The organism is Cryobacterium sp. TMT2-14, assembly GCF_004402465.1.
Taxonomy (GTDB): domain Bacteria; phylum Actinomycetota; class Actinomycetes; order Actinomycetales; family Microbacteriaceae; genus Cryobacterium; species Cryobacterium sandaracinum.
In genome coordinates, this window is record NZ_SOFV01000018.1 from 42,999 (window position 1) to 55,714 (window position 12,716).

Sequence of the window (12,716 nt, forward strand, 5' to 3'; positions counted from 1 at the left end):
TGGGTTTTAGCAGCTCCTAAATGGCCGAGCAAAACGAAGGAAGAAGATCGGCGGGCGAACCGGCCGGGCAAGGGTCGAACGTGAAGACCACGAGCGTGCCGAGCACGATCAGGATCACGACGGCCGCCAGGATGGCGGACTTCAGGATGCCGCGGGTCAGACGCTGCGTGGCGTAGTCGTTGACCAGCGTGCGCATGCCATTGCCGCCGTGGATCAGGGCGAGCCAGAGCATGAGAACGTCCCAGACCATCCAGAACGGGGTGGTCAGCTTGCCGGCGACGAAAGCAAAGTTGAGGGCGCTGACGCCCTCGCCGACCATCAGGTTGACGAAGAGGTGTCCGAAGATGAGCACGACCAGCACGACGCCGGAGACGCGCATGTAGATCCAGCCCCACTTCTCCCAGTTCACGCCGCGGGAGCGCGGCGCGCGGGAGTAGGGGCTGCGGGGAGCTTCGATTGTGGATGTCATGGCTCTCCCCGTTCTAGTGGCTGAACACGTTGATCAGGTGGCGCGGCACGAAGGCGAGCATCGTTACCACCCACAGGGCGACCACGACGTAGAACATGGCCTTCTGGTACTTGGCGTTCCAGAAGTCGATCAGGATGATCCGAATCCCGTTGAAGGCGTGGAACACGATGGCCCCGACGAGCGCGGTTTCGCCGAGGCCCATGATCGGCGTCTGATAGCTGCTGATGACCGCGTTGTAGGCCTCCGGGCTGACGCGCACCAGCGCGGTGTCCAAGATGTGAACCAGCAAGAAGAAGAAGATCGCAACACCCGTAATGCGGTGGAGGACCCACGACCACATGCCCTCACGGCCCCGATACAGGGTTCCGGCGGGGCGACGTGATGTCGTCTTCTGCTGGGATGTCAGTGTCGCTGCCTGCTCTGGCATGACCAACCCTCCCTGGCTGTGTGGCGGCCTCGACGAAGCTGGCCGACAATGCGCCGTGCGCGCATAGAACAATTATAAGTGTCTCTGTGCCGAGATAAAACGCGAATGTCCGGCTAGCGCTGCATTGACAGCGGAACCGCAACCAAGGCGCGAACGGCGGCTCGTTCGTCGACGACCTGCTCGTAATGCGCCAGCAGCGCGCCGCACACGTTTTCCCAGGATCGACCGAGCACGCTCCGTCGTCCCGCCTCGCCCATCCGCCGCCGCAGCGCAGGGTCCAGGACCAGCCGGGCGACGCAGCGGCGCAGGTCTCTCTCGTCGTCCGGAATGAAGAGGAAACCGTTTTCACCGTGGCTGACCAGGTCGATCGGGCCGCCGGCCCGCGGTGCGACGACCGGCAGCCCGGCGGCGTGCGCCTCCTGCAGGGTCTGGCCGAAGGTCTCCTCGGTGCCCGCGTGCAGGAACAGGTCGAAGCTCGCGTAAGCCCGGGCGAGATCCGCCCCGTCCAGGCGGCCGAGCCAGGTCACCGGCATCCCGGCGAGCTCCCGCTCGAGCGCCGGCCGCGACGGGCCGTCGCCGACGAGGGCGAGACGGATGCCGGGCAGCCCGCGCAGGGCCCGGAACCTCTCCACCTGCTTCTCCGGTGCCAGGCGGCCGACGTAGCCCACGACGACCTCCCCGTTCGGGGCCAGCCGGCTCCGCAGCGCCGACGCCTCCGGGTCGGATCTCCGGTTGGGGTGGTAGCCGACCAGGTCGACGCCGCGGGTCCAGTGCGCCAGCCGCCGCAGGCCGATGCGGCGCAGGTCCGCCATCGACGCGGAGGAGGGAGCCAGGGTGAGGTCGGCTCCCTCGTGCACCCACTTGACGAAACGCCAGACGGACTGCGCGGCCGGGCCGAGCCGGTTGCGGCGGGCGTAGCCGGCGACATCCGTCTGGAAAACGGCGACGCTGGGAACGTCCTGCCGGTTCGCGGCCGCGATGCCCTGTGCGCCGAGCAGGAACGGCGACGCAGCGTGCAGCACGTCCGGGGCGAAATCGGCCAGCAGGCGGTGCACCTGCGGGCTGGGCATTCCCACCGGGAACTGCCGGTAGCGTGCCGCGGGAACACCGTGCACGGGGAACCCGGCGTACTCGGCCGGGGCGCCGGCCGGGGCGATGACCATCGCGTCGTGGCCCGTGCGGGAAAGATGCTCGAGCACCTTGCACACGCTCGTGGTGACTCCGCTGACCGTGGGCAGAAAACTTTCGGTGATGAGTGCAACCCTCATGAGGGTGACCCTAGGCACGCCCTCCGGCGGGCAGGTGAACGCACCGTGAACGGCGTGGACCGGGCGGTAGTCTGGCCGAATGCTGCCTTCCACGGAACCACTCGATCGTTTCTACAGCGTGATTCCCGCCGGTGGGATCGGATCCCGGCTGTGGCCGCTGTCCCGCGCCGACGCCCCCAAATTCCTGCACGACCTGACCGGCTCCGGCCAGACCCTGCTCCGGGCCACCTGGGATCGCCTCGCACCTCTGTCGGGCGAGCAGCGCATCATGGTGGTCACCGGCCGCGCGCACCGCGCCGCCGTCGAGGAGCAGCTCCCCGAGCTCGCCGACCTGAACGTGGTGCTCGAAAGCGAGCCGCGCGAGTCCACCGCCGCCATCGGCCTGGCCGCGGCGATTCTGGAGAAACGCGAACCGGGCGTCATCATCGGCTCCTTCGCCGCCGACCACGTGATCAAGGGACACCACCTGTTCCGCCAGGCGGTCGCCGAGGCCGTGCGCGCCGCCGACGCCGGCTACATCGCCACCATCGGCATTCAGCCCACGGAGCCGGCCGTCGGCTTCGGCTATATCAAGACCGCCGGCGCGCTGCACATTGCCGGCGCCGCCAGCGCCCTGTCGGTGGACTCTTTCGTGGAGAAGCCCGACCTTGCCACCGCCCAGGACTACCTGGCCAACGGCACCTATTTCTGGAACGCCGGCATGTACATCGCCCGCGCCGACCGCCTGCTCGAAGAGATCGGGGCGTCCGAGCCCGAACTTCTCGCCGGGCTGCTCGAACTGGCCGAGGCCTGGGATACCCCGCGCCGCGGCGCCGTGGTCGACCGCGTCTGGCCCCGCCTGAAGAAGATCGCGATCGACTACTCGGTCGCCGAACCGGCGGCCGCCCGCGGCAGGCTCGCCGTGATCCCCGGCCAGTTCGACTGGGACGACGTGGGTGACTTCGCATCGATCGCGAAAATCCACGCCAACGGCCGCAAGCGCGATCTCGCCATTCTCGGCGACGGTGCCCGGGTGCTTGCGGACTCCTCGAGCGGGATCGTGGTCAGCCACACCGGGCGCATGATCGCCCTGATCGGCGTCGAGGACATCGTCGTGGTCGACACCCCGGACGCCCTCCTCATCACCACCAGCGCCAACGCGCAGAAGGTCAAGGCCGTCGTCGACGCGCTAAAGCTGTCCGGCAGCAACGACGTGCTCTAATCGGCATCAAACCCCCCGATCGAGGGCATTTTCGGGCCCGATTCGGCCGGGGCGTCCGGCGGGCCTCCCGCGGACCAGTATCGCGTCTTGATAACCTTTCGCCCACGGGCCCGTTTTGCTCCTCTGAGCAGAGAATCATTCGATAGCGTGTAAACCAATACAGCCCCTTGCGAACCCGCGCCGGGCGACCATTGGAGGTCATTTTGACAATCATGAAACGACGGGTCGCATTCAGCGGCCTTGCCACGTTGGGCGTCGTGGCCCTTCTCGCAGCCTGTGCGCCGGCGCCGACCGATGAGGGAACCGCTGGTGGCGGTGCCGAATCCGACTACCTGCCCTGCATCGTCTCCGACTTCGGCGGCTTCGACGACAAGTCCTTCAACCAGTCCAGCTTCGAGGGCATCACCAAGGCCTCCGACGAGCTCGGCATCGAATTCCAGCAGGCCGAGTCCAAGTCGGAAGACCAGTACGGCCCGAACGTCTCGAGCATGGTCGACCAGGGTTGCGACTTCGTCCTCACCGTCGGTTTCGCCCTCTCCAACGCCACCCGCGATGCCGCCCAGGCCGCGCCCGACACCAACTTCGCGCTGATCGACTCCGCGCTCTCCAATGACGACTTCAGCCCGCTGACGCTCGACAACGTGAAGCCGGTGCTGTACGACACGGCGCAGGCCGCGTTCCTGGCCGGCTACCTGGCCGCGGGCACCACCAAGACCGGAGTCGTCGGCACCTACGGCGGACTCCAGTTCCCGTCGGTCACCATCTTCATGGACGGCTTTGTCGACGGCGTCGCGTACCACAACGAGAAGAAGGGCACCGACGTCACCGTCAGCGGCTGGGACAAGGCCACCCAGACCGGCCTGTTCGCCGGTGGCTTCGACGACATCAACCAGGGCAAGGCGCTCAGCACCACTCTGATCGACGCCGGCGCTGACATCATCCTCCCGGTCGCCGGACCGCTCTTCCAGGGCACCGCGCAGGCCATTCAGGACTCCGGCAAGGACGTCGCCATCATCGGTGTCGACAGCGACCTGTTCGAGACCACGCCCGAGTTCGCATCGCTGTACCTCACCTCGGTACTCAAGCAGATGACGGATGCCACCGAGCAGATCATCCTCGACGACGCTGAGGGCGACTTCTCGTCCACCCCCTACGTCGGCACGCTCGAGAACGAGGGCGTCGACATCGCCCCGCTCCACGACTGGGAGTCCAAGGTCGACCCCGCGGTCATGACCGAGATCGAGGCCATCAAGGCCGACATCATCAGCGGTGCTCTCAAGGTTGAGTCGCCCGCGACCCCGAAGTAGCACCGAAGCAGCACTCAGACGCAGTCGGGGAGGCACGCATCTTGCGGGCCTCCCCTCTTGCGTCAGTGGGCGGATGTCGTCGGCCGGGATGCCTGCACACCCAAGCGAACGGTGCCACCCCGCCAACATATGAGCAAGAGCGTCAACTTTCGCTCGTCACTGAATAGAATCGACGACATGAAGCTCGAACTTCGAGGCATTACGAAGCGATTCGGTGCCCTGGTCGCGAATGACCACATTGACCTCACCGTCGAGGCCGGAGAAATCCACGCACTGCTCGGCGAAAACGGCGCGGGGAAATCCACCCTGATGAACGTGCTCTACGGCCTGTACCGGGCCGAGGAGGGCGATATCCTCCTCGACGACGTGGTGCAGCACTTCAGCGGCCCCGGCGACGCCATGGCCGCCGGCATCGGCATGGTGCACCAGCACTTCATGCTCATCCCGGTGTTCACCGTCGCCGAGAACGTCATGCTCGGGCATGAGGAGACCAAGGCGGGCGGTCGCCTCGACCTGCCCGCGGCCCGCAAGCACGTGCGCGAGATCTCCCGACGGTTCGGGTTCGACGTCGACCCGGATGCGCTCGTCGAAGACCTCCCCGTCGGCGTGCAGCAGCGGGTCGAGATCATCAAGGCGCTCTCGCGCGACGCGAAGGTGCTCGTCTTCGACGAGCCCACCGCCGTGCTCACGCCGCAGGAGACCGACGAGCTGATGGTCATCATGCGCCAGCTCAAGGCGAGCGGTACCTCCATCGTGTTCATCACCCACAAGCTGCGCGAGGTGCGCGAAGTCGCCGACCGGATCACCGTCATCCGTCTGGGCAAGGTCGTCGGCGAGGCGTCCCCGACCGCGAGCAACGTCGAGCTGGCCACCCAGATGGTCGGCCGTGCGGTCGACCTCACCGTGGACAAGTCCCCGGCACTGCCCGGTGAGGTGGTTCTGTCGGTGAAGAACCTCACCGTGCTGGGCCCGCACGGCCAGATCCTGGTCAACAACGTCAGCTTCGAGGTGCACAAGGGCGAGATCCTGGCCATCGCCGGGGTGCAGGGAAACGGCCAGACCGAACTCACCGAGGCGATGATGGGGCTCCAATCGCGGGTCTCCGGGGAGATCACCCTCGACGGCAAGTCGCTGCGCGGGCATTCGGTGCGCCAGGTACTCGACGCCGGAGTCGGATTCGTGCCGGAAGACCGCAACGAAGACGGACTGGTCGGTGAGTTCACCATCGCCGAGAACCTCATGCTCGACCGCTCGAACAAGCTCCCCTTCGTCAAACGGTGGAACGTGCAGCGGGCCTTCCTCGCCGCGTTCGCCGAAAAAAAAGTCACGGAGTTCGACGTGCGCGCCCAGGGCATCGAGACCCCGGTCGGCAAGCTCTCCGGCGGCAACCAGCAGAAGGTCGTGCTCGCCCGCGAGCTCGGCCGCGATCTGCGCCTCTTCGTCGCAGCCCAGCCCACCCGCGGGCTCGACGTCGGCTCGGTGGAGTTCGTCCACGAACGCATCGTGGCCACCCGGGATGCCGGCACGCCCGTGATCGTCATCTCGACGGAGCTCGACGAGGTGGCAGCCCTCGCGGACCGGATCATGGTCATGTACCGCGGTCGCATCGTCGGCATCGTTCCCGGTGACACGCCGCGCGCCGTACTCGGTTTGATGATGGCCGGCGAAACGCCCGCCGGAGAAGGAGCTGCCGCGTGAGCGCGACACAGGGTCCCACGACCGAGTCAGGAACGCCGTCAAGCCCGGCCCCCGAACAGCCGTCCCGCTGGAACCAGGCGTTTCGCGAGATCACCACCGGCAACGCGATCATCTCCGTGCTCGCCGTCGTGCTCGCGCTCTTCGTCGGCGGCATCATGATCGCCTTCACCAACGAGGGCGTTCAGGAAGCCGCAGGCTACTTCTTCTCCCGGCCCGGCGACCTGCTGCGGGAAGTCTGGTATTCCGTGTCCGGCGCCTACTCGGCCCTGTTCCAGGGGTCGGTCTACAACTTCCGTCGACCGAGCTTCGCCGCCGGCATCAAGCCGCTCACCGAGACGCTCACCTTCGCGACCCCGCTGATCATGGCGGGGCTCGGCGTGGCGCTGGGCTTCCGGGTGGGCATGTTCAACATCGGTGGCCGCGGCCAGATGCTGATCGCCGCCGCCCTCGGCGGCTGGGTCGGTTTCGCCGTCGACCTGCCCTACGGCCTGCACATGGTCGCGGCCCTCGTGGCCGGCGTGCTCGGCGGCGCCCTCTGGGGTGGGATCGTGGGTCTGCTCAAGGCCCGCACCGGCGCCCATGAGGTGATCACCACGATCATGCTCAACTACGTCGCGTTCTACCTGGTCAGCTACCTGCTGCGCGAGGGCTTCCTGAAGACCCCCGGATCGAACAACCCGAAGAGCCCGGCGACGAAGGTCACCGCGGTCTTCCCCGACCTTCTCGGCTCGACGTACTCGCTGCACTTCGGCTTCATCCTGGCCATCGCCGCCACGGTTTTCACCTGGTGGCTGCTGTCCCGGTCGAACCTGGGCTTCCAGTTCCGGGCCGTGGGACTGAACCCCCACGCGGCGCGCGTCGCCGGCATCAGCGTCAAGCGCATCTACGTCTACGCGATGCTGTTCTCGGGCGGACTGATCGGCCTGGCCGGCATCAACCAGGTGCTCGGAACCACGACCAGCGGTTTCGGCGCCGGACTGGACTCCGGCATCGGCTTCGATGCGATCACGGTCGCGCTGCTGGGCCGTTCCAAGCCCTGGGGTGTGTTCGCCGCGGGCATCCTGTTCGGCGCGTTCAAGGCCGGCGGTTTCTCGATGCAGGCGGCCGAGGGTGTGCCGATCGACATCGTGCTCGTCGTGCAGTCACTGATCGTGCTTTTCATCGCGGCTCCGCCTCTCGTGCGGGCCATCTTCCGACTGCCGGCCCCGGGCTCCGCGCCCCGCCGGGCACTGCCCAACGTTTCCCAGGAGGTGGCTGCACAGTGAGCACCGTTGCCCCGGCCGTCCAGCCCGTATCGTCGACCGCCGACGATCGCCCCGACTTCAAAATCGTGAAGAGTTGGAAGTCGCCCATCGCCCTGGCGATTTTCACCGTCGTCGCCTTCGCGCTCTTCGTGGCCTTCGGCCGCGAGGGCGTCAGCACCATGCGGCTCTCCACCTCGAGCGACCTGATCCAGCTTCCCGATCTCCTGCTGCCCACCCGGCTGACCGGCATCGTCATCAGTGTGCTGCTGCTTGTGATCACGGGCGTGAGCGTGTGGCTGGTGCAGTCCCGGCGTCAGGTGCCGATCTGGCTTATCTCCGTCTACGCGGTGCTCTTCCTGATCGGATTCCTGGTCTGGGCCGCCGCCGGCGAGTCCATCCCGGTGCCCGGGCTGCTGTTCGGTTCGCTCAGCCTGGCTGTACCGCTGATCTTCGGTGCTCTCGGCGGTGTCATCTCCGAACGGGTCGGCGTGGTCAACATCGCCATTGAGGGGCAACTGCTCGCCGGGGCGTTCACCTCGGCCATGGTGGCGTCCCTGACCAACCAGCCCATCCTCGGCCTCGTCGCGGCCATGTTCGCCGGCGTTCTCGTTTCGATGGTGCTCGCCTCGTTCTCGATCAAGTACTTCGTCGACCAGGTCATCGTCGGTGTCGTGCTCAACGTTCTCGTGATCGGCGTCACCGGTTTCCTTTACTCCCAGGTGATGGCGCCCAACGCGGCCCTGCTCAACCAGCCGCCTCGATTCGAGCGGATCAACATCCCGCTGCTCAGCGAGATCCCGATCATCGGACCGGTCTTGTTCCGGCAGACCCTGATCGTCTACATCATGTATGTGGCCGTCGCCTTGGTGTACTACGGCATCTTCCACACCCGGTGGGGCCTGCGCCTCCGCAGCGTGGGCGAGCACCCCCAGGCGGCAGACACCGTCGGCATCAACGTCGGCCGCACCCGGTTCTGGAACGTGTCGCTCGCCGGCGCGATCGTCGGCCTCGGCGGCGCCTACTTCACCCTCGGTTCGGTGGGCGCTTTCGGCAAGGAGATGACCGCCGGAGCCGGCTTCATCGCGCTGGCCGCCGTGATCTTCGGCCGTTGGGATCCGATCCGGGCCACGCTGGCCGCCCTCCTGTTCGGGTTCGCGAGCAACTTGCAGAACGTGCTCAGTGTCATCGGTTCGCCGGTGCCGAGCGAGTTCATGCTCATGCTGCCGTACCTGATCACCATCGCCGCCGTTGCCGGGTTCGTCGGAACGTCGCGGGGACCGGCGGCATCCGGCAAGCCCTACATCAAATCGTGACCGGCGTGAGCCACGGCGCCTCGCCAGCGGCCGGCGACATCGACTGGGCGGCGCTGCGGGAGGCCGCGACGACGGCGATGGCCCAGGCCTATGTGCCGTACTCGAAGTTCCCGGTCGGCGCCGCGGCGCAGGTCACCGACGGTCGTGTGATCAGCGGATGCAACGTGGAGAACGCCTCCTACGGGCTCACCCTCTGCGCCGAATGCACCCTCGTCTCCGTGCTGCACCTGACCGGGGGAGGCCACCTCGTCGCGTTCACCTGCGTCGACGGCAACGGCCGAACGCTGATGCCCTGCGGCCGCTGCCGCCAGCTGTTGTACGAACATTCCGCGCCCGGCATGCTGCTGGAGACGGTGTCGGGTGTGCGCACCATCGATGAAGTGCTGCCGGACGCCTTCGGGCCGAGGCAGCTCGCCGAATATCAGGAAGAGTAGCTGTGAGCACCAACGAGAACCGTATCGAGGCCTTCGACGCCGTGGACCTGATCCATGCCAAGCGTGATCGGGGCGAGCTCAGCACGCCGCAGATCGACTGGCTGATCGACGCGTACACGCGCGGTTACGTCGGCGACGAGCAGATGGCCGCCATGACCATGGCGATCTTCCTGAACGGCATGAATCGCCGGGAGATCAAGGATCTCACCATGGCGATGCTGAGCAGCGGCGAGCGGATGAGCTTCGCCGGACTCGGCAAGCCGACCACCGACAAGCACTCCACCGGCGGCGTCGGCGACAAGATCACCCTGCCGCTGATGCCACTCGTGGCGGTCTTCGGTGCGGCCGTGCCGCAGCTGTCCGGCCGCGGCCTCGGCCACACCGGCGGCACCCTCGACAAGCTCGAATCCATCCCCGGCTGGCGTGCGCACCTCACCAACGAGGAGATGTTCGCGCAGCTGCAGGAATTCGGCGGCGTGATCTGCGCCGCCGGCGGCGGTCTGGCCCCGGCCGACGGCAAGCTCTACGCGCTGCGCGACATCACCGGCACCGTCGAGGCGATCCCGCTGATCGCGTCGTCGATCATGTCGAAGAAGATCGCGGAGGGCACCGGCGCCCTCGTCCTGGACGTGAAGTTCGGGTCGGGCGCGTTCCTGAAAGACATCGAACGGTCCCGGGAGCTCGCCCGCACCATGGTCGCCCTCGGCGAGGACGCCGGCGTGGCGACATCCGCTCTGCTCACCAACATGAACGTGCCGCTCGGGCTCGCAATCGGAAACGCCAACGAGGTGCGTGAATCGGTCGAGGTTCTCGCCGGCGGCGGGCCGGCGGATGTCGTCGAGCTCACCGTGGCCCTGGCCCGGGAGATGCTCGCTCTGGTGGGCATCACCGACGTCGACGTGGAATCCGCTCTCACGGACGGACGCGCCATGGACAAGTGGCGCGACGTGATCCGTGCCCAGGGCGGCGATCCCGACGCCCCGCTGCCCGTGGCCCGCGAGACCCACGTCGTCACCGCCCTGCGCGACGGTGTGCTCGTCGAGCAGCAGGCGCTGCCGTTCGGCATCGGCGCCTGGCGCCTCGGCGCCGGCCGCGCCCGCAAGCAGGATCCGGTGCAGCACGCCGCCGGCATCGACCTGCACGCCAAGCCGGGCGATACCGTGCGCGCCGGCCAGCCCCTGTTCACCCTCAGTGCCGACGAACCCGAGCGCTTCGCGCGGGCCCTGGAGGCCGTGGACGGCGCATATCGCATCGGCGACCCCGGCGAGCCCGTGCAGGACGGCGGCCCGCTGATCGCCGAGCGTATCGGTCGCTGAACCGCCCGGCCGGTCTCGGCCCGTGCATCTGAACGGATGTGCGGGCCGGCTCAGCCAGCAGTGTGACTCTCAGCACCCAGCCGGTAGATTAGGGGGGTGAACACGAGCCCTGAGGACTACCTGCTGCCCGGTGCCGGCACGAGCATCAACGCACTGCCGAAGATCTCCCTGCACGACCACCTCGACGGCGGCCTGCGCCCGCAGACCATCATCGAGCTGGCCGGCGCGGTCGGGCTGGCGCTGCCGGCGACGGATGCCCGATCGCTCGGCTCCTGGTTCAGCACCCAGGCCGACTCCGGCATCCTGGTCGACTACCTGAAGACTTTCGACGTCACCGTCGGCGTGATGCAGACCCGCGAGGCCCTGGTGCGCGTGGCCCGCGAATTCGTGGAGGACCTCGCCGCCGACGGCGTGATCTACGGGGAGATCCGCTGGGCCCCCGAGCAGCACCTGGCCCGCGGCCTCACCCTCGACCAGAGCGTCGAGGCGGTGCAGGAGGGCATCGAGGCCGGCATCGCGCTGGTCGCGGGTGCCGGGTCCCGCATTCGGATCGGCCAGCTGATCACGGCCATGAGGCATGCCGAGCGCAGCCTGGAGATCGCGGAACTCGCCGTGCGGCATCGTTCCAACGGGGTTGTCGGCTTCGACATCGCCGGGGCCGAACTGGGGTTCCCGGCCCACCACCACCGGGACGCGTTCGACTTCCTCGCGAAGGCTTTCCTGCCCGTCACCGTGCATGCGGGCGAGGCTGACGGGTTGGAGAGCATCCGCGGGGCACTCTACGACGGCCGGGCATTGCGCCTGGGCCACGGCGTGCGTCTCGCCGAGGAAATCGTGATCGGCCGCGAAGACGCGGAGAACACCTACGTCACGCTCGGCCCGGTGGCGCAGTGGGTGCGCGACCGCGACATCGCCCTCGAGCTCAGCCCGTCGTCCAACCTGCAGACCGGCGCAATCGCCGCGTGGGGCGCGGACCTGCTCGACCACCCCTTCGACCTGCTCTACCAGCTGGGCTTCCGGGTCACGGTCAACACCGACAACCGCCTGATGAGCAGCACCACCCTGACCCAGGAACTCGCGCTGCTCAGCGATGCGTTCGGCTACGACATCGACGACCTCGAGGTCTTCCAGCTCAACGCGGCGCAGGCCGCGTTCCTTCCGCTCGACGAACGCGAAGAGCTGGCGGACGCCATCGTCGCCGGTTTCGAAAGCGCCTGAGCGACTCGCGAAAGCCGACCCCCTACCCCGTGAAAGTTCCCATGCCCCTTCCGCCCCTGCCCCTCGAAGCCATCGCGATCGGCGTCCACGTCGACGACTGGCGCGGCGCGGTGGCCGCCGCCGGTGACGCCCTCGAGCGCTCCGGCGCCACCGCCCCCGAATACACGAAGCGCATGATCGCCGTCATCGAGGAATTCGGTGCCTACGTGGTCATCGCCCCCGGGCTGGCGCTCGCGCACGCCCGACCCGGACCCGATGTGCACACCGAGGGTCTCAGCATCGTGACCCTGGCCGACCCGGTCGCGTTCGGACATCCGCACAACGACCCGGTCAGCGTGGTGCTCGGGCTCGCCGTCACCAGCTCCGACGAGCACGTGCTGCTCGTGGCCGAGCTGGCCAACGTCTTCAACGACGCGCACGTCATCCCCTCGCTCGCCGCGGCCACGGATGCCGACGCCATCCGCGCCCTGCTCGGCGTGCCGACCGCAACAGAGGAGCCCTCATGAAGATCGTCGCACTCTGCGGGGTGGGAGTGGGAACCTCCGCCATCCTCAAAATCAACGCCGAGCGCGCGCTCAAACGCCTCGATATCGAAGCCTTCGTCACGGCCACCGACATCGCCGGGGTGAGCACGGTCGGGGCGGATGCCCAGGTCATCCTGACCTCGTCGGAGCTGGTCGACGCCATCGGCAAGACCAATGCCGATATCGTCGTGATCGACAACTACTTCGATGTGGACGAGCTCACCGCCAAGCTGGAGACCGCCCTGGGCTGACGCCCTCGCGGCGGTGCGCTGCAGCTGCGCCCTTGCGCGCGAGGCA

General features: G+C 67.6%; 13 protein-coding genes. 10 read left to right on the top strand and 3 right to left on the bottom strand.

Features of this window, described 5'->3' with window-relative positions; all coding sequences use genetic code 11:
• Positions 1 to 16: 16 nt before the first annotated feature.
• The 3 genes from E3O28_RS07300 to E3O28_RS07310 all read right to left on the bottom strand — a co-directional run bounded on the left by E3O28_RS07300 (position 17) and on the right by E3O28_RS07310 (position 2,164).
• Positions 17 to 469, bottom strand: a complete 453-nt coding sequence (locus tag E3O28_RS07300) for a succinate dehydrogenase hydrophobic membrane anchor subunit (RefSeq protein ID WP_104100347.1) — start codon at positions 467 to 469, stop codon at positions 17 to 19.
• Between the two features lie 13 nt (positions 470 to 482).
• Positions 483 to 896, bottom strand: a complete 414-nt coding sequence (gene sdhC, locus E3O28_RS07305; protein ID WP_104100346.1) for a succinate dehydrogenase, cytochrome b556 subunit — start codon at positions 894 to 896, stop codon at positions 483 to 485.
• Between the two features lie 113 nt (positions 897 to 1,009).
• The gene (locus tag E3O28_RS07310; protein WP_104100345.1) at positions 1,010 to 2,164 is read right to left on the bottom strand and encodes a glycosyltransferase family 1 protein; all 1,155 of its coding nucleotides are present in this window, start codon (positions 2,162 to 2,164) and stop codon (positions 1,010 to 1,012) included.
• A 79-nt stretch (positions 2,165 to 2,243) separates the two neighbouring features.
• Here E3O28_RS07310 and E3O28_RS07315 point away from each other — a divergent pair, with 79 nt between their 5' ends.
• The 10 genes from E3O28_RS07315 to E3O28_RS07360 all read left to right on the top strand — a co-directional run bounded on the left by E3O28_RS07315 (position 2,244) and on the right by E3O28_RS07360 (position 12,670).
• On the top strand, positions 2,244 to 3,365 hold the full coding sequence (locus tag E3O28_RS07315; protein WP_104100344.1) for a mannose-1-phosphate guanylyltransferase: 1,122 nt from the start codon (positions 2,244 to 2,246) through the stop codon (positions 3,363 to 3,365).
• 212 nt (positions 3,366 to 3,577) lie between these two features.
• Positions 3,578 to 4,672 (top strand): BMP family ABC transporter substrate-binding protein, encoded by a 1,095-nt coding sequence (locus E3O28_RS07320; protein WP_104100343.1) that lies wholly within the window; start codon positions 3,578 to 3,580, stop codon positions 4,670 to 4,672.
• A 177-nt stretch (positions 4,673 to 4,849) separates the two neighbouring features.
• Positions 4,850 to 6,370, top strand: coding sequence for an ABC transporter ATP-binding protein (locus tag E3O28_RS07325; protein WP_104100342.1), 1,521 nt, complete (start codon positions 4,850 to 4,852; stop codon positions 6,368 to 6,370).
• Positions 6,367 to 7,635 (top strand): ABC transporter permease, encoded by a 1,269-nt coding sequence (locus E3O28_RS07330; protein WP_166784761.1) that lies wholly within the window; start codon positions 6,367 to 6,369, stop codon positions 7,633 to 7,635. Before E3O28_RS07325 ends, E3O28_RS07330 begins: the two co-directional genes overlap by 4 nt.
• A 62-nt stretch (positions 7,636 to 7,697) precedes the next feature.
• A complete protein-coding gene (locus E3O28_RS07335; RefSeq protein WP_233191324.1) occupies positions 7,698 to 8,927 on the top strand; it encodes an ABC transporter permease in 1,230 nt (409 codons plus the stop codon).
• Between the two features lie 5 nt (positions 8,928 to 8,932).
• Positions 8,933 to 9,361, top strand: coding sequence for a cytidine deaminase (locus E3O28_RS07340; protein ID WP_277874693.1), 429 nt, complete (start codon positions 8,933 to 8,935; stop codon positions 9,359 to 9,361).
• 2 nt (positions 9,362 to 9,363) lie between these two features.
• A complete protein-coding gene (locus E3O28_RS07345) occupies positions 9,364 to 10,677 on the top strand; it encodes a thymidine phosphorylase (protein WP_104100341.1) in 1,314 nt (437 codons plus the stop codon).
• A 96-nt stretch (positions 10,678 to 10,773) separates the two neighbouring features.
• The gene (locus E3O28_RS07350) at positions 10,774 to 11,895 is read left to right on the top strand and encodes an adenosine deaminase (protein ID WP_134415501.1); all 1,122 of its coding nucleotides are present in this window, start codon (positions 10,774 to 10,776) and stop codon (positions 11,893 to 11,895) included.
• 41 nt (positions 11,896 to 11,936) lie between these two features.
• A complete protein-coding gene (locus E3O28_RS07355; RefSeq protein WP_104100339.1) occupies positions 11,937 to 12,401 on the top strand; it encodes a PTS sugar transporter subunit IIA in 465 nt (154 codons plus the stop codon).
• On the top strand, positions 12,398 to 12,670 hold the full coding sequence (locus E3O28_RS07360; protein ID WP_104100338.1) for a PTS sugar transporter subunit IIB: 273 nt from the start codon (positions 12,398 to 12,400) through the stop codon (positions 12,668 to 12,670). The genes E3O28_RS07355 and E3O28_RS07360 overlap by 4 nt, the downstream gene beginning before the upstream one ends.
• The last annotated feature ends 46 nt before the right edge of the window (positions 12,671 to 12,716 follow it).